This is a genomic window from Paenibacillus durus ATCC 35681, assembly GCF_000993825.1.
Classification (GTDB): Bacteria; Bacillota; Bacilli; order Paenibacillales; family Paenibacillaceae; genus Paenibacillus_AQ; species Paenibacillus_AQ durus_B.
This window is the reverse complement of sequence record NZ_CP011114.1, coordinates 1,425,234-1,442,905: the sequence shown is the minus strand read 5'-3', so window position 1 is coordinate 1,442,905 and position 17,672 is coordinate 1,425,234. Positions and strand designations below refer to the sequence as shown.

The 17,672-nt window shown below is 47.3% G+C and carries 15 protein-coding genes; 6 read left to right on the top strand and 9 right to left on the bottom strand.

The window, feature by feature from the left end; all coding sequences use genetic code 11:
• Nucleotides 1–127 precede the first annotated feature (127 nt).
• Together VK70_RS06445 and VK70_RS06440 are read right to left on the bottom strand one after the other, a co-directional pair.
• Entirely contained in the window at nucleotides 128–1,255 is a 1,128-nt protein-coding gene (locus VK70_RS06445) for an alpha/beta hydrolase family protein (protein WP_025696102.1), read from the bottom strand.
• Between the two features lie 33 nt (nucleotides 1,256–1,288).
• Entirely contained in the window at nucleotides 1,289–2,359 is a 1,071-nt protein-coding gene (locus VK70_RS06440; RefSeq protein ID WP_081754887.1) for an alpha/beta hydrolase family protein, read from the bottom strand.
• Between the two features lie 122 nt (nucleotides 2,360–2,481).
• Here VK70_RS06440 and VK70_RS06435 point away from each other — a divergent pair, with 122 nt between their 5' ends.
• The gene (locus VK70_RS06435; protein ID WP_025696106.1) at nucleotides 2,482–3,075 is read left to right on the top strand and encodes a TetR/AcrR family transcriptional regulator; all 594 of its coding nucleotides are present in this window, start codon (nucleotides 2,482–2,484) and stop codon (nucleotides 3,073–3,075) included.
• On the opposite strand, the gene VK70_RS06430 is transcribed toward VK70_RS06435, so the two are convergent.
• The 6 genes from VK70_RS06430 to kdpF all read right to left on the bottom strand — a co-directional run bounded on the left by VK70_RS06430 (nucleotide 3,026) and on the right by kdpF (nucleotide 10,501).
• Nucleotides 3,026–3,607, bottom strand: a complete 582-nt coding sequence (locus VK70_RS06430; RefSeq protein ID WP_025696108.1) for a GNAT family N-acetyltransferase — start codon at nucleotides 3,605–3,607, stop codon at nucleotides 3,026–3,028. The genes VK70_RS06435 and VK70_RS06430 overlap by 50 nt on opposite strands.
• A gap of 20 nt (nucleotides 3,608–3,627) precedes the next feature.
• Nucleotides 3,628–5,958, bottom strand: a complete 2,331-nt coding sequence (locus VK70_RS06425) for a histidine kinase (protein ID WP_025696110.1) — start codon at nucleotides 5,956–5,958, stop codon at nucleotides 3,628–3,630.
• 110 nt (nucleotides 5,959–6,068) lie between these two features.
• Nucleotides 6,069–6,641 carry a potassium-transporting ATPase subunit KdpC gene (kdpC, locus tag VK70_RS06420; protein WP_025696111.1) on the bottom strand — a complete coding sequence of 191 codons (573 nt, stop codon included), beginning with the start codon at nucleotides 6,639–6,641 and terminating at the stop codon, nucleotides 6,069–6,071.
• A gap of 22 nt (nucleotides 6,642–6,663) precedes the next feature.
• Complete coding sequence (kdpB, locus tag VK70_RS06415) at nucleotides 6,664–8,691, bottom strand: potassium-transporting ATPase subunit KdpB (protein ID WP_025696113.1); 2,028 nt, start codon at nucleotides 8,689–8,691, stop codon at nucleotides 6,664–6,666.
• 27 nt (nucleotides 8,692–8,718) lie between these two features.
• Nucleotides 8,719–10,386, bottom strand: coding sequence for a potassium-transporting ATPase subunit KdpA (kdpA, locus tag VK70_RS06410; protein WP_025696115.1), 1,668 nt, complete (start codon nucleotides 10,384–10,386; stop codon nucleotides 8,719–8,721).
• Nucleotides 10,387–10,420: 34 nt separating this feature from the next.
• Nucleotides 10,421–10,501: a K(+)-transporting ATPase subunit F gene (gene kdpF / locus VK70_RS29455; protein ID WP_411431699.1), complete on the bottom strand. Its 81-nt coding sequence runs from the start codon at nucleotides 10,499–10,501 to the stop codon at nucleotides 10,421–10,423.
• Nucleotides 10,502–10,800: 299 nt separating this feature from the next.
• On the opposite strand from kdpF, the gene VK70_RS26345 reads away from it, so the two are divergent.
• The 3 genes from VK70_RS26345 to VK70_RS06395 all read left to right on the top strand — a co-directional run bounded on the left by VK70_RS26345 (nucleotide 10,801) and on the right by VK70_RS06395 (nucleotide 14,715).
• A complete protein-coding gene (locus VK70_RS26345; protein ID WP_144415191.1) occupies nucleotides 10,801–11,622 on the top strand; it encodes a glycosyltransferase in 822 nt (273 codons plus the stop codon).
• A gap of 9 nt (nucleotides 11,623–11,631) precedes the next feature.
• Nucleotides 11,632–12,594: an aldo/keto reductase gene (locus tag VK70_RS06400; protein ID WP_233277776.1), complete on the top strand. Its 963-nt coding sequence runs from the start codon at nucleotides 11,632–11,634 to the stop codon at nucleotides 12,592–12,594.
• Between the two features lie 105 nt (nucleotides 12,595–12,699).
• Nucleotides 12,700–14,715, top strand: a complete 2,016-nt coding sequence (locus VK70_RS06395) for a glycoside hydrolase family 97 protein (protein ID WP_025696120.1) — start codon at nucleotides 12,700–12,702, stop codon at nucleotides 14,713–14,715.
• A 115-nt stretch (nucleotides 14,716–14,830) separates the two neighbouring features.
• Here VK70_RS06395 and VK70_RS06390 read toward each other — a convergent pair whose 3' ends face one another.
• On the bottom strand, nucleotides 14,831–15,409 hold the full coding sequence (locus VK70_RS06390) for a TetR/AcrR family transcriptional regulator (RefSeq protein WP_025696123.1): 579 nt from the start codon (nucleotides 15,407–15,409) through the stop codon (nucleotides 14,831–14,833).
• Nucleotides 15,410–15,568: 159 nt separating this feature from the next.
• Here VK70_RS06390 and VK70_RS06385 point away from each other — a divergent pair, with 159 nt between their 5' ends.
• Complete coding sequence (locus VK70_RS06385; protein ID WP_025696125.1) at nucleotides 15,569–16,759, top strand: MFS transporter; 1,191 nt, start codon at nucleotides 15,569–15,571, stop codon at nucleotides 16,757–16,759.
• A gap of 74 nt (nucleotides 16,760–16,833) precedes the next feature.
• Nucleotides 16,834–17,631: a helix-turn-helix domain-containing protein gene (locus tag VK70_RS06380; protein ID WP_025696127.1), complete on the top strand. Its 798-nt coding sequence runs from the start codon at nucleotides 16,834–16,836 to the stop codon at nucleotides 17,629–17,631.
• The last annotated feature ends 41 nt before the right edge of the window (nucleotides 17,632–17,672 follow it).

Genomic DNA, 17,672 nt, shown 5'->3' with positions numbered 1-17,672 from the left:
AAATAATCTAAGCGCATGCCGCAAAATATTCATGACTCTCCCAGGTCACAGGCTATGATTTACGTTCACCCATATTTTAAAGAACAAAGGCCTCACTCCACATTTTTCGTGGAAATGAGGCCCGGTCTCATCCCTGTCTCTCTTTAAGTTTTTTCTTAAACCAATCTATAATTTCCGGAAAAACCTCATCCAGGTAGTCCATTGTACAGTGTTCAGCCTTTTCATAGTATTGCAGCGTCTTTTCTCCCCTCGCCCATCTCATCATCTTATCCGCGTGGAGCTTGGGTGAAGGCATAACCTCATCCTTCCCTGCATGATAGAACAGCAAAGGTACATTTAAGCCGGGATCACGCTCAATATCCCAGTCAAATTGAGTTGTCGCCTGTTCAAGCGTCTCACATCCGGTCATATATGTGACGCCCCGCTGCCATAATGGATTAAGCTTCTTCAGCCCTTCTAATCCGCCGGTAAATACAAGTCCGCTATTCCCAACCACACATTTTACCCGCTTATCATATGCCGCACACATCGGCGCCAGATATCCACCCAAGCTGAATCCTATAAGGCCGACTCTTCCCATGTCCATTCCATAGATCTGATGCTGTTCGAACCAGTCGATGATCGCCGTTACTGCTTTATGATATTCTTTTACATCGAATTTCATATCTTTCCACAGTTCGCCTTGACCCGGCCCGTCGAATGTAAAATAGTTAAACCCATTCTGTCTAAATAAATTTCCATGTGAGTTGCCCTCAGCCTCTTTGATGTTATCCATCCCGTTTACAAATATGATAAGCGGGCTGTCAGGCACTGTCGAAAGCCTCAAATATCCCGGGATTTTCACACCGTTAAAGGGCACATCAATGCGTATGGGCCTTTCCTTTTCATCGTATAGGCTTATTGCTCTTTGATAGCTTTTTCTGGCTTTTTCTTGTGTTCTTTCTTTTTGATTGCTGTCAATAAAAAACACATGCTGACCGGCATGATAGCAGCCGACGGCTTCATGGAACAATGCCCGTGCCTTTACCCTGTTTCCTTTATCTAATGCTTCCTCAGCCATTTTAACAAGCGCATCGCCTTCTATATTCCATTGCTCGCACCAATTCAGCCAGTTGGGCACCCTTGCCACTACTCTTCTCAATCTCCCATAATCTAATCCGAAGGATAAAAATCTTCCATACCACCGGTGATAAACCCTGCCCTCACTAAAAATAAACTTAAATGCAAATTTTTCCTTTAAAGTTAAATGAACCATTGCTCTCCCTCCCGCAGGCCAGATATAGACAATCTATTTCAGTCTGTCCATGAAGAAATCTGCAAACATGGTTATCGTTTCAGATGCATGATTTGTGACACAATGATTGCCGTCTTTCCAGAGCTTTAATGTTTTATCCGTCGATCGGGCTTCATTGTATATTTTTTCAACCCCTTCAGCGCTGAACAGGGGATCAGGTATCCCATGGTTTACTAAAAGTGAACAGGTAATATTGGAGGCATGCCCTTCCATCGTCATATTGTCAATGAACTTCTCCAACTCGGTGCCCTTCTTGTTTGACAGCGCTGAAAATACTTTGCTGAAATGAGGAATAAATTTGATGATCTCTTTTGGAAAATAGGAGCCCCCATTGATGACACAAGCATCCAGCTTCTTACTGATTCCTGCAGTCCTTGCAACCAAATATCCGCCAAAACTGTAGCCTACCATGCCTATTTTGCCAAATCTATTATCTATTGATACATATTCAACAATTTCATTTAAGGCTTCTTCGTTATTCAGTTCCATGTACATCTTGTTAAACAGCCTTGTTTCACCCTGCCCCGGTCCGTCTATCATCAGATACGCGAGACCTCTCTCTGCATAATAGCTGCTGTAATTATGATGTTCTTCGCGCCAGCCGTCAGCTCCTCCGATAGAAATAACGACTGGAACTTTTCCCGCCGTATTCTGAGGCATTCTTAACCATCCGGCCATTTTGCTGTTTTTGTATGGTACTTCGATCCTTTCAATTTCCGGAGTATACAGTTTTGCAGCTTCACTATAGCAATCTATCAGCTTTCGGTACATACCCAGCTTTTTGTCCGTATCCGGGATAATTGTGTATTGTCCAACTCTGTAAGCAGCAACAGCATTGAGATAAAAAGTTGTTGCAGTCATTAGGTGGCCCTGCCGCATTGCATGATCGGCTGATGCCCTAGAACGGTCACCCAAACTGTCACAAATATCGGCATAGTCGCCTCCCTTTTCATATTCCCGCATGAGTACAACGAAATCATTTACGTCAAGACCATTAGGAATGGCTCTGTCAATAGGTACAGTCCGAACGATTGCATTCATTTCCTGTTTATCCGGGTTCATCATTTTGACCTCCCCACATCAATGTTAGTACGTTTGTACTAAATTGCATTTTGATATTAGCACGATTGTACTAATCCGTCAAGTATGGTATGCTGCTATGGAAATTTTATTTTCGGAGGGGTCTCATGACTACCAAAAAAGTGATTTTGGATAAGGCCATAGAGTTATTTAATAAAAATGGATATGCCACCGTCTCGATGCGTGATATTGCCGATGCAACCAATAAGAGTGTGGGGAACATAACCTACCATTACAAAAAAAAATCCGATTTAATCTTTGCTATCGTTGAGCTCCAGTATGAAGATTTACAATCCTTGGATTTGAAAACGGACGTTGACATAGAAGGTTTAAATGAGCAGTTGAAAATGATGCTGGACTTTCAAAAGAAATACTATTTCTACTTTAGCAATATGATTGAATTGCGCAAAACCTATCATGAAATATTGGAATTCCAATTAAAAGTAAGAGAAGAGCTTACACTGCATTTCCTCAGAATTATTGAGAATTTTGAAAAAAAAGAAATATTCAGGGCATCCCCAAATAAAGAGCTTCAGGCGTGTTTGGCAAAAGGAATTGTATTATTGATGATGTCGTGGGTACAACAAACTTCACTGGGGGAAACAGAACAACATGAGGGGCTTTTAAATATTATCTGGAGCATCCTGTATTTTAATCTGACAGAAAAGGGGGTCGGCTTATATAACCAGATTTTTTTGTAATACCATAATACACTCGGTCATCGTATTCATCCGTATCGCTATAGTAGTAGCTCTGCCTTAAAGTTCCTTCATACCTCATTTGGGCTTTTTGCAAAACCTTTGCCGAAGGCATATTTCTGCCGCGATGAAAAGCTTGAAGCCGGTTTAACCCGGTTTGCTTAAATGTAAATCGGATTACCGCTGCCAACGCCTCACTGGCGTATCCTTGGTTCTGGTATGACCTCCCGATGCAATACTCAATATCCGCAAAATGATGCTGTTCATCAACGCTGCAAAAGGCAATTTGTCCAATGCACTCCTCATTGTCTATAAGGATAATCGCCCACCTGTAAAATTCGCTTCGAACGTAAGATGCAATCCATTTCTCCAGCAATTCTATAACCGAGCCAAGATCTTCATAAGCAGGTTCGCCGTAGTTCCACTGAACTTCCCGATCGCTAATCCAGTTCTTATGCATGCTCCCGGCATCCTGCAAAACAAACGGCCTTAACGTAAGCCTGGCGGTTTCAATGATTTGAGTTCCAACATGCAAGCCTGTTCACTCCATCCTAATCAACTTTTTATCATTCGAACATTCGGATCAAAATCAGCAACAATCAATACATCCATGTGTCTCGCATGGCGAAGGATCATTTTCACAATGGAACCTTTCCGCAATTTATCCCAAAAGCTCTTTTGGGAGTGTCCGACAATCATTTGAGTGCTGGCATATTCATTGGCTTTATCCAGTAAAATAGAAGCTGCCTGCTTGTCGTGTTCTGTATATTGCAGCTCAAACGTTCCTCCCAAACGGGTTGTCAGTTCCTTCAGCGTTTCGATTCTTTTGCTCACATTTTCCGGCACATCCGTCCCTTTCTGGACATACATCACATACCAGGCGGCCTTTAGCCGATAGGCGATGCGAAACCCTCTGCGGATCAGCCTTTCCGCATTGCAGCTTGTGGTTACACCGACAAATATCGTTTCCTTCCTGCGCCAGGGTCCCCTAAATGAATCCTTTCTGTCCAGGGACTCCAGCCGTTCATCTACATCATCCGCAAGTTCTCTTAACGCCAGTTCCCGAAGGGCGATCAGATTGCCAGTCTTAAAAAAAGAATTGAGCGCTTGATCGACCTTGTCCATTGCATATATTTTTCCTTCTTTCATGCGCTGCTGCAACGACTTTGGCGCAACATCAATCAATTGCACTTCATCCGCAAGCCGCAGCATGTGGTCAGGAACCGTTTCCCTGACACGGATTCCGGTAATTTGCTCCACTGCATCGTTCAAGCTCTCCAAATGCTGGACGTTCATGGTGGAAATGACGGAGATGCCAGCGTTCAGAACTTCTATAACATCCTCATACCTCTTTTTATTTTTGCTGCCTGGTACATTGGTATGAGCCAGCTCATCAATCAATACGACTTCCGGGTTGCGCTGCAAGATGGCTTCAAGATCCATTTCTTCCAATGAAGCTCCACGATACGCTATTTGCGAGCGCGGGATTATAGATAAAGACCCGATCTGTGCCTTCGTTTCTTCGCGGCCGTGAGTTTCCAGAAGACCAAGGACCACATCAATTCCTTTTTTAAGCAAATCATTTCCTTCCCGCAGCATCGTATACGTTTTGCCTACTCCCGGCGCGGCGCCGATGTAAACTTTAAATTTGCCTCTTTTGATCTTCTGAATCTGTTTTTGTACTTCTTGACTGGTTAGTCTGTGATAAGGACCATAGTCTTTTTGCTTGTTGCTCCTTGTTGGAAGAATTCGTTCTCCATCTTGTTCCGCCCGGTCGGCAACGAAAAAAAGATCCACATTTCGGATTCTTTTGAGCAGCCCGTTCACAACAGAGCCCTTCCAAATTTCCTGCCAGACACTTTGTTTGGAATGCCCCATCACGATTCTCGTCACATTATGCTCTACGGCATAATTCACCAATTTCCGAGGCAAGGCCCTGCGGGAAACGAGAGGAATTTCTTCGAACACGCCTTCCACTTTTTTAACCAGTTGGATGATGGAGTGCTTAAACGCTGCCGCTTCTTTGGATAAGGGCTTGTTCGGGTTGACGAACGAGACAATCATCAAATCCCCGTTTAGCCGTTTGGCAATCTGCTGACCTCTGCGCACATAAATAGAACCATTCCAATGGTATTGCACAGACACCAGAATCCGTTCTGTCGCTCCCGATGGTCCAAGCAAGCCCTCTTCTTCCCGGTACTTTTCCAGTGAATCATTCACATCTCCGGCCATCTGGCGCAGCGCCAATTCACGAAGGATACCTAAATTCCCCCGCTTGAATAACCCGGGATGCTGATTCCCCATATGTCCAGCCGACAAGCGCTCCAGAAGGGTTTCAGGCGTTACATCGATCAGCCGCACTTCATCAGCAAGCTCCAATGTATCGGCGGGGACCGTCTCTGTCACTTTAATGCCGGTCAGTTTCCGGGCAAGCTCCGTCACCCCTTCCAGTTCGTAGACATTAATGGTCGTGATGACACTGATGCCTTGATCGAGCAAAATTTTTATATCTTCAAGCCTTGTCGGGTACTCCGCTTCCTTCCGGTTCCGGTGCGCCAGCTCATCGACCAAAACAACCTCCGGGTTGCGCTTCAATAACGCATCCATATTCAAATCTTTCTGTTCAACGCCATCTTTCATCCAATGAATGCTTGGTATTCTTTCCAAATCTCCGACTTGTTCAATGGTCTCTGGCCGCTGCATCGTCGAAACCGCGCAAATGACAACATCTATTCCCTGCTGCTTTAGCGATTGCCCTTCCCGCAGCATGTGGTACGTTTTCCCCGAACCGCTAACCGGTCCAATGTAAACCTTCAGCCTGCCGCGGTGAATCTGATTAATCGAATATAAAATTTCTTCCGGCGATTTTCGTTTAAAATTTTCCAAAGAAATCCTCCCCCGGCTGTACCTGCCCTTCTCATGTGAAATCATTTCTATCGTTGAAAATGGAAGCACCCTGCCCAATTAATTTGAACAGGGATTCGTTTCAAGTTTGCTTAATGGGCAATCAATTTTTCCAAAGCGATATTCAGCTTCAATACGTTCACAACCGGTTCGCCCAGAAAACTCAGCTTCCTTCCCTCGGAGTATTCATTTACAAGCGATTCCAGCGCTTGGGGAGTAATCCCGGTCAGCTTGCTGATTCGCGGAATTTGAACTTTAGCCGCTTTAGGACTGATATCAGGGTCTAATCCGGAACCCGAATTCGTAATCAGGTCAACAGGAAGCTGACTGACAGGAACATCTGGATTATTTTTCCGCCAATCCTCCACCGAAAGCATTACACGATTCAACAAATCGGGGTTCGAAGGCGCATAATTGGGAGATCCTGAACTTTCCGCATGATAATCAATGCTTGATACACGCCCCTGAAAAAACTTTAAATCCGTAAAAGATTGACCGATCAACTCTGAACCAATCACATCTCCATTGTCATTAAAGACCAGACTGCCGCCGGCTTGCTTCGGCCACACAAGCTGCGCAATCCCGGTCACACTCCAATTATAGAGAAGCCCGCATAATACCATGAGCATTAAACTTGTACGAAGACTTGCAGCTATTAACCTCATCCAAGTTCATTCCTTTCCTAATTTATACCCACAAATGCACCAAGAGGTCAATGATTTTGATTCCGGCAAAAGGCACAATTACTCCACCCAAACCATACACAAACAAATTGCGGCTTAACAATCGCGCCGAACTAACCGGCTTGTATGCCACACCTTTCATGGACAGCGGGATCAGCAGCGGAATAATGATCGCGTTAAAAATAAGCGCGGATATTATCGCCGACATCGGGGAACCCAGCTTCATGACATTCAGCACATCCATCTCCGGAATGGCTATCATAAACATGGCGGGAATAATAGCGAAATATTTCGCAATATCGTTGGCAATGCTGAAGGTGGTCAACGCGCCTCTGGTCATCAGCAATTGCTTGCCAATCGCCACAACTTCAATGATCTTGGAAGGGTCGGAATCCAGATCCACCATGTTGGCCGCTTCCTTGGCTGCTACCGTGCCGCTGTTCATGGCAATGCCTACATCCGCCTGGGCCAGAGCCGGAGCATCGTTCGTCCCGTCTCCGGTCATGGCCACCAGCTTTCCTTCATCCTGCTCCCGGCGGATAACGGCGATCTTGTCTTCCGGTTTGCTTTCCGCGATAAAATCATCCACACCCGCTTCCCGCGCAATCGTGGCAGCCGTCAGCGGGTTGTCGCCCGTACACATAATCGTCTTGATGCCCATTTGACGCATCTGCTCGAAACGCTCACGCATACCAGGCTTAACCGTATCCTTTAAATAAATAATCCCATAGATGCGGTTATCCACTGCGACGGCAAGGGGGGTTCCGCCCGCGGAAGCCACACTGTCACTATTCTTATCGAGGTTTGCCGGAACGGCTCCCCCTTGCCCGGCTACCCATTTTTTGATGGCATCAACCGCACCCTTGCGTACATGGCGGCCATCCTTCAAGTCGATCCCGCTCATTCGGGTTTCCGCTTTAAATTCCACAAACTCGCCTCCATCTGCAAGCCCCGCATCATAAGAAAGGTTCTGCTGCTTAATCAGTTCCAGAACAGACCGGCCTTCCGGTGTCTCGTCCTTCACAGAACTAATAGCGGCCCACCTCGCAACATCAGCCACAGTCTCGGTACCAACCGGAAGAAATTCGCTGGCCATCCGGTTCCCGTACGTTATCGTGCCTGTTTTATCCAAAATGATCGTATTGATATCTCCCGCCGCTTCCACAGCTTTACCGGACATGGCAAGTACATTAAATTGGGTTACCCGGTCCATTCCGGCAATACCGATCGCCGACAGCAGTCCGCCGATGGTAGTCGGAATGAGACATACCAGCAAAGCGACAAGTACAGGAACCTCGATTTCTATATTCAAATAAGCGCCAAAAAACGGAAGCGTGACCACCACAATCAGAAAAATCAGCGTCAAACTGGTGAGAACCGTCGTTAGGGCGATTTCGTTCGGCGTCTTTTGTCTTTTGGCTCCTTCAACCAAAGAGATCATCCGGTCAAGAAACGATTCACCGGGATCGCTTGTTATACGCACCTTGATCTGATCGCTGATGACACGGGTACCGCCGGTAACCGAACTGAAATCGCCGCCCGCTTCTTTGATAACCGGCGCGGATTCGCCAGTAATGGCGGATTCATCGACTGAAGCCAGCCCCTCGATCACTTCGCCGTCACCTGGGATCGTTTCTCCTTGCCCAACAAGGACAACATCCTCTTTGCGCAAATCTGTAGAGGAAACCGTCTTGACTCCATTTCCCGTGATTTTATTGGCTGTAATCTCTTTTTTCGTTCTTTTCAAGGAATCGGCTTGCGCTTTGCCTCGTCCTTCCGCAAGAGCCTCGGCAAAGTTCGCAAAAAGCACAGTAAACAGAAGGATGACCGATACCACCAAATTAAACCATCTAGGTGTACCCCCTCCAAATGCACCCGGCACAACGATCAAAATCAAGGTGATGATAAAACCCGCTTCAACCACGAACATAATCGGATTGCGGATCATGACTCTCGGATCAAGCTTCAAGAAGGATTCCTTAATCGCATTTTGCATAATTTCTCTGCTCAAAGCGGATTTTTTCTGATTCATGGTCTACTTCCTCCCTTCCTTCCTAGTTTAAGGCTTCAAGGTTAATTGCTCTGCAATGGGACCGAGTACAAGACCCGGGAAAAACGTCAATGCTCCAACGATAAGCACAGCGGCGAGAAACACCACCGCAAATAATGCCGTATCCGTTCGAAAGGTCCCTGTCGTTTCCGCTACCGGTTTTTTAGCGGCCAAGGACCCTGCAACAGCCAGCATTGTAATGAACGGGAAGAATCTTCCGATATACATGACCATCCCTGTAGAAATATTCCAAAAGGCAGTATTGTCTCCCAATCCTTCAAACCCGGAGCCGTTGTTCGCCGCTGCTGAAGTGAATTCATACATGGCCTGTGTCAGTCCGTGGAATCCCGGATTGGAGATGGTATCCGCATGGCTAAATACAGCCAGGGCAGTAGGCCCTAATACAAGAAAAGGGGTGATGAGCATCGTCACCGCAATGAGCTTCATTTCCTTGCCTTCTATTTTTTTGCCCAGGAACTCCGGTGTCCGTCCGACCATCAAGCCCGATAAAAACACCCCAATGATGGCATACATCAGTACATGCAAGAGTCCCGCGCCAGCGCCGCCAAACACGGTGTTCAGCATCATATTGGCAATGGCAGCCAATCCGGCAATTGGAGTCAGGGTATCATGCATCGTATTAACGGCCCCCGTCTCCGTAGCGGTAGTTACAACGGAATACAAGGAAGATTGCGCCGCACCGAACCGCACTTCCTTACCTTCCATGCTCCCCTGGCTGTGGTTGATGCCCAGAGCATTCAGAGCCGGGTTGCCCGCATATTCTGCAACTAGCGATGCGCTAAGCAGAATGATGAAGAGTAAAGCCATAGATACGAACAAAACGCGGCCCTGCTTGGCATTCCCGACGACCTTGCTGTAAGCAAAGGGCATTGCGGTCGGAATCAGCAGCATCAGCAAAATCTGCAGTAAATTGCTAATGGCGTCAGGATTCTCGAATGGGTGCGCGGAGTTCGCCCCTACGAATCCGCCGCCGTTATTGCCAAGCTGCTTAATCGACAGAAATGAGCCGATCGGCCCCCGAGCTATGGACTGCTCCGTACCAGATGGCGTCTGGGCAATCGCGTTCGGTTCCAGCGTCTGGGGCACACCAAGGGCGATAAAAACAAACGCCATCACAAAAGCAATCGGCAGCAAAATGCGTGTAATCGAGCGGATCAAATCAACAAAAAAGTTCCCGAACGGTTTCCCGGCAAGTCCACGGATGAATGCGATGCATACCGCCAGCCCGGACGACGGAGCCACAAACATCATAAAGACGACGGCGATCATTTGCGACAAGTAGGACATGCCGCTTTCACCGCTATAATGCTGCAGATTCGTTGTGGTCATAAAACTAATGGCTGTATTAAACGCAAGCCTTGGCTCCATATTGGGTACATGAGCCGGATTCAGCGGCAGATAACCTTGTGTCCGAAAAATCACGTAGACCAAAGCGATCATCACGGTGTTGCTGACGAGCAGTGCGGCAGCGTATTTTTTCCACGACTGATTTTCCTGCCTGATTCCCCCAATGGCAAAAATCACTTTTTCAATAGGTCCGAAAAATCGGTCTAATTGTGTGTTGTCATAATCGAACACTTTGGCGATATATAAGCCTGCTGGACGTGCCAACAGCAAAACGAGCAGCAAGGTAACCATGATGGAAACGATGGCTATCATAGTAATTTCTATCCCTCCTGGAAACAGCAAATTAAAATTTTTCCGGGTTCAGCAAGACGTAAGTTAAATACCCGAACATGAAAAGCACAATCACTCCCAGAACCCAAATCATTCCCGCACACTTCCTTCCTCCACAACCCGTCCGGCCCAGAATAAGAGTCCAGCCATACACGCAGTTAGCAGAACAAACAGCACGATCATTCCTGCATCCAGCATTTCGCTTAACCCCCCTTACGATTTGCACTTGCCGAAGCATAATCTCATGCACCTTAGTATGGTTCAATTTAATGTGTTTTACGCCTAACTTTTCCAACCTGCTTTTCTGTGCTGTTGTTTGTTAGGTTGCACACATTTTTCATACTTTTCATAACCTAAAATATCAATTTGACTCCAAGAAGCGGGGGGAGAACATTGGACAAAATATCTATTGTAACGCCTTGCTATAATGCGGAGAAATATATAATGGAGACCGTTCAATCGGTAATTACGCAGAGTGCCGTGGAATCGGGACGGGTTGAATTGGAATATATCATCTGTGACGGCGGTTCAACGGATCGTACGATTGAACTAATCAGTAGTGTAAACAGCGGGTTCATAACGATCATATCCGAGCCTGATGCGGGGATGTATCACGCTTTATCCAAGGGCTTCCAGCTCGCGACTGGAGACATTTGCGCTTATATAAATGCCGGGGATTATTACTCCAGGCACGCCTTCGATGTTGTTCTGGATCTGTTCGAAACGAAACCGGTAAAGTGGCTTACAGGACTGAATGTCAGCTACAATGACCGTTCACAGTTTGTTTCGTCCTTTCTGCCTTTTAAATACAGAAAAAACTTGCTTTGCTGCGGGTATTATGGCATGAAGCTCCCCTTTCTGCAGCAGGAATCTACGTTTTGGAGCAGAGAACTGAATGAGTTCATTGATTATGATTTTTGGCCGACGTTCAAGTATGCCGGAGATTATTATTTGTGGCGGCGATTCTCGGAGGTCGCCGAGCTGAAAATCGTCGATGCTTATTTGGGAGGTTTCCGGTCTCACAAGGGCCAGCTTTCCGAGAACCTTGAAGCGTATTTCGCCGAAATGCGTTCCATTGGGACCAAACCCGGAATAAAGGAATTTATTACCCTTCAATTTGACCGGTTGATCTGGATGGGAGACGGAAAGGTAAAGAAGCGCCTGAACCGGGACGGCCTGTTTCGGTATAATAATCAGCTGCAGAAGTGGGAATGAAAACGCGGGGTGATCACAATAAAATATATACCCGTTCAAGGTCTTGACAAGTCCTGTTCGCAATTGGTCATAGGGACAGCCGATTTTTCCCGAAAGCGTCTGGATGCTGCATTTGAAATGCTTGATGCCTATATCCTGCACGGCGGAAACGCCATCGATACGGCGAATGTTTACGGGGATGGCGAAAGCGAGCTGGTAATCGGGCAGTGGCTAAAATCGAGACAGCTTCGGCAAAATGTCGTAATCATCGACAAGGGCGGCCACTATCATGTGAATGCCAATCAAGCCATTGTAAACAGGCTGACTCGCCAAGATGTTGCGGAGGATCTGGGGCGCAGTTTAGAGAGACTTCAGACGGATTATATTGATATTTACTTGCTTCACCGCGATGACCCTTCGGTTCCGGTGGACGAAATTATGGATTTTCTTCAGGAACACATGGACTCCGGTCTGATTAAAGCGGTTGGAGCCTCCAATTGGTCGGTTCAAAGAATTGAAGAGGCGAATCGGTATGCGGACAAAAAGGGCTATAAACGTCTGGCGGTCAATAGTCCCTCATTAAGCCTGGCCGCAATCAATGAGCCGCGCTGGCCTGGAACGGTGTATGTAGATCAAGCTTATCATGAATGGCATAAGCAAACCCAGCTTCCACTATTCGCGTGGTCGTCTCAAGCCGGCGGTTTCTTCTCGGGGCGCTACTCCCCCGGCGTGCGCGTGAGCGAGGACATGGTCCGGGTCTACTACAGCGACGACAACTGGGAACGGTTAGGCCGTGCGAGCAGCTTGGCCGCGCACAAGGGAAAGGGGATTACAGCAAATCATATTGCGTTAGCTTATGTGTTAAACCAGCCCTATCCTGTATGTGCGGTCATTGGGCCTGAGTGCGTCGATGAATTAATCTCCAGCTTCGCAGCGCTGGATATACGTATGACTGAAGTAGAACGGCTATGGCTTAATCTGGATCAATGGTAGAGGTTTTCGCAGCAGCTTTGCTCACAGCATATTTCCAGGGATATGCCAAGCTCAAGCCCTCATAAGATGATGTAGTGGAATCGATGTGAGGAGGCGGAGCATAAAGTGACAAGCAGGTGGGTTGTTTTTTCACCCGATGGCGGCATCCAGGCGGAATTTATCCTAAATAACGGCATTCCTTATTATAGTGTGCGCTATCGTCACCGGCCCGTGATCCGGCCTTCGAAGCTGGGCTTTACCTTTGAACATGCCGAGCCGCTTAACCGGAACTTCAGGGTCTCCGCCGCCAGGTATGACAGCTTCAATGAGACTTGGACACAGCCTTGGGGAGAAGTCAGGGAAATACGCAATCATTACAATGAACTCCGCGTGGCCCTTGAAGAGACAACCCCGTCTCCGCGCCGAATGTTCATCATTTTTCGTGTATACAATGACGGCCTGGGCTTTCGCTATGAGCTGCCTGAGCAGGACCATCTCTCCCATTTTGAAATCAAGCGCGAAGAAACCGAATTTGCCCTGACCGATGTGGAAGTGGCCTGGTGGATACCCGCCTATCAGAAGCTGTATACTGAACTCCTGTACCATGTGACTCCCCTTCGTTCCATTCCCTACCGCGCCGTCCATACCCCTTTAACGATGAAAATGGCGGATGGATTATACCTGAGCATTCACGAAGCGGAACTGTCCCGCTATTCCACCTTGACCCTGATGCCCCTGGAAAATAATACGCTTGCAGCCGACCTTATTCCCTGGTCCGACGGTGTTAAAGTCAAAGGCTCCACTCCGCTAAAAACGCCGTGGCGAACGATTCAGATCGCGGAAACGCCAGGCGATTTGATTACCTCCTATTTGATTCTTAATCTGAATGAACCGAACAGGCTGGGAGATGTGTCATGGGTACAACCGGGCAAGTACATTGGCATTTGGTGGGGCATGCATCTGGGGATTTACACCTGGAGCTACGGCCCCAGACATGGCGCGACGACCGAGAATGCTAAGCGGTACATTGATTTTGCCGCCAAATACGGCATTCCGATGGTGGTGATCGAGGGGTGGAATATCGGGTGGGAGAACGATTGGACCAAGCATGGCGAGAACTTCAGTTTTACAACCCCTTATCCGGATTATGACATTGTGGAGGTCACCTCGTATGCCGCCAGCAAGGGCGTGAAAATTATCGGGCACATGGAAACAGCCGGAGCGATTCAGAATCTGGAGCGTCAGTTGGAAGCGGCGTTTACTTTGTTTAAAAAACTCGGGATAGACGTTGTGAAAACAGGCTATGTCTCCCCCGACCCTGCACTCAAGCGCTTTGATGACCAAGGGAATCTGATCAGCATGGAGTGGCTTGGCGGTCAATACAACGTCGATCATCATCGAAAAGTAATCGAAACCGCAGCTAGGTATCAGATTAGTCTGATCGCCCATGAGCCGGTGAAAGATACGGGAGAACGGCGCACCTATCCGAATATGATGACCCGCGAAGGCGCGCGGGGACAGGAGTTCGATGCCTCCGCCGAATATGCCGGAAACCCTCCGGACCACACCACCATCCTGCCTTTCACCCGGATGCTTGCCGGTCCCATCGACTATACGCCGGGGATTGTAAGGCTGATTTATAGGGAATTCAGACCGGGCAACCGGGTGCGGGGGACGTTAGCTAAACAGCTCGCGCTTTATGTGGTTCTGTATAGCCCGCTGCAAATGGCAGCCGACCTGCCGGAAAATTACGAACAGCAGCGCGCAGCTTTTCAATTTATTCTGGATGTCCCTACCGATTGGCAGGATACCAAGGTGCTGGGCGGAGAGATCGGAGATTATGTTACGATTGTCCGCAAAGACAGAAACAGCGAAGAATGGTACCTGGGTAGCATTACCGATGAGCACGGACGGACGCTTGCGGCGCCGCTCGCTTTTCTTGATCCAGACAAAGCGTATGTAGCTGAAATCTACGCCGACGGCCCGTCTGCCGACTGGAGGACCAATCCCTATCCCCTGACCATTTCCAAGGTACCTGTTGACAGAAGCACGACCCTGCAATTGAGGCTCGCGCCGGGAGGCGGGCAAGCCATTCGCATACGTCCGGCTGCCGTGGATGAAATCCAAGTCCCACCCGGTTGATAGAACTTCTTCGACAAGCGCTTACGCTTAAGAGGTATGGCAGGAATGATTGGCCTAATACCCGCAGCTGCGGCGTCGATCAGGTTCGGCACCGCAGCTGTGCAGCCCCTCCTATTCAATCTATTTTAATCCCTTCAAACGCGGAGGTTACTATATTTTGCACATAAGTATCGTCCAGCTTCTCACCGATTACTAACAATCTATAGAAAATCGGCCCATAAATCAGGTCAATGCTTAACTCAATATCAAGGTTTTCCTTTAATTCCCCCCGCTGAACTCCCTGTTCCAATAGTTGTCTCGCCTCAAGCCGGCGCGGATAGAAATATCTGATCCGGTATGCCTCTGCCAGCCCCGAATCGAACTGCCCTTCACCTATTAGCTCCGTAATGATTTTACCTTCCCGGCTTGTCAAGAACCGGGCTAAATTAGTGGCGTGCATCAGTACATTATTGAATGCTGAGCCTGTATCGGGGAGCGGCAGTCTTGCTGCGGCAGCAGAAAGGAAGCCATCCATAACAACAGCAGCCTTGTTGGGCCACCATTTATAAATGGTAGCTTTACTCACCCCGGCACGCTCAGCAATTTTCTCAACAGTGACCGCTCCAAAGCCATTCTCCAACAACAAGTCATAGGAAGCGGCAAGGATGGACTTTTCAGTTTCAATGTTACGCGGGCGCCCTCTTTTGGCATTCACAGAAATCCCCTCCAAATAAAAACTATACGTTCATTATACATAATATCCGGCAAAAGAAAAATAAAAACTGACTATTTACAAAACTGTACGTTCAGTATATTATAAAGACATGGATTAGTGAACTATACGTTCAGTATTTATTTTACGAGGAGGATTACTATGCAAACAGAACAAGTAATGGAGGGTAAAAGTATTTCGAGTTGGATCACGTTGCTGTTAGCAACTGCATGCGGCCTTATCGTCGCCAATCTGTATTATGCCCAAACACTGGTAGGACCAATCAGCGCCGCTACGGGTCTTTCTTCCGACGCAGCAGGGTTAATTGTCACTTTAACTCAGATTGGTTATGTCGTAGGGCTGCTGTTTATCGTACCGCTTAGTGACATTATTGAAAATCGGCGTCTTGCGGTCTTATCGCTGCTTGTTGTTGTATGTGCTTTGATTGCGGCAACATTCACACCTAATGCGATATTGTTCCTCACTGCTTCCCTATTCATTGGACTCGGATCTGTGGTGGCCCAAATACTGGTACCTTATGCTACCTATTTATCGTCTGAAGAGCAGCGCGGACGTGTGGTGGGGAACGTAATGAGCGGACTCTTGCTCGGAATCATGTTGGCCCGGCCGGTAGCAAGCTTTATAGCCAGCCTTTGGGGATGGCATGCAGTATTTGCATTGTCGGCAGTTATTACAGCTCTTTTATCGCTTCTGTTGTCGCGTATTCTTCCTGAGCGCAAGCCTTCACCTACGATGAATTATGGCGAATTAATCGTTTCATTGGGTGCTCTATTAAAACAAACACCTGTATTACGCCGCCGGGGCATTTATCAAGCCTGCCTATTTGGTGTCTTTAGCCTCTTTTGGACTACGGCTCCTTTACGGCTTGCGGATGATTTCGGATTGTCTCAGCAAGGCATTGCATTGTTTGCTTTAGCCGGTGTTGGCGGCGCAGTCGCAGCACCGATCGCCGGAAGACTGGCGGACAAAGGCTGGACCCGATTTTTAAGCGGACTAGCGATGATCATCGCTGCCCTGTCCTTTTTGCTGGCATACCTTGTTCAAGGCAATTCAACATTTGCTCTAGCCATGCTCCTTGTTTCCGCTATCACGCTGGACATGGCCGTATCGGGAAATCTTGTGCTTGGACAACGTGCGATTTACACATTGGGGAGTGAAGCGAGAGGACGTCTAAACGGACTGTTCATGTCCATCTTCTTTGTTGGCGGAGCGATTGGCTCGTCTTTAGGCGGCTGGACTTATGCTCACGGCGGCTGGAGCTTAACATCCCTGGTAGGAATAATCCTGCCAATTCTAGCTTTACTATACTTTTTTACGGAAAAAAGAGCTTAAAACTTACAGGTTAAAACAAGTATAATTAATGGGGTGCAGATTCGCATAAGCAAATTTATCTTGTGGAGGAAATCATGAATATCCATAATCTTTTTTTCCACATTCATTACTGCAACAGCAGAAAATTCAAGGGACCCGGAAGACGTGTGGGCAAATTCACCAGAACTCTTCAACATCATGAACTTGTGTTTGTTACCGGAGGAACGGGGAGTTTTATGATTCGGGGAAAAAGATATCCGGTCAAGGAAGGAATGTTATTCTACATTGGACCTGGAGTATTGCATTCTTTTGAGCCGGACACCGAAGAATCCGCAGGTTTCCTGACTGTACACTTCAGTTATGCGCGTGTGAATGTGAATGACGGTAAATGGGATATTAAAGACGAGGCGCAAATGCTCTCCCTGCACCCTGCACAACAACTAAAGGATTTCTATCCGGTTGAGGATATATTCAACAAATTGGTGGACAGCTGGTACGCCAAACTTCCAGGATATGAATTTATGGCCAAAACGTTGCTTCAACAGTTATTGATTGCCGTTTATCAAAATATAAGTAAGCAAAACCAGAACTACTCCATTTCCTTAAAAGTGGAAAAAACCATTCAATACATGCATCAAAATGTAAATCAAAAAGTGACTTTGGCTGAATTATCGGAGATGGTGCAATTGGCGCCTACTTATTTATCAAGAACGTTCAAAGAATTCACGGGATATTCCATCATTGAGTTTTTTAACAAAATGAAAATTGATGAAGCCAAAGCAATGATTCTTGAAGGCGGCAAAAAAATAAAAGAGGTGGCACAAGCATTCGGGTTTACGGATGAATTTTATTTCAGCAGGATATATGAACCTCCCCTGCTTACACTTCGTTAAGAAGCAGGGGTTTCTTACCAGCCCATACCGTTACTTTCGAT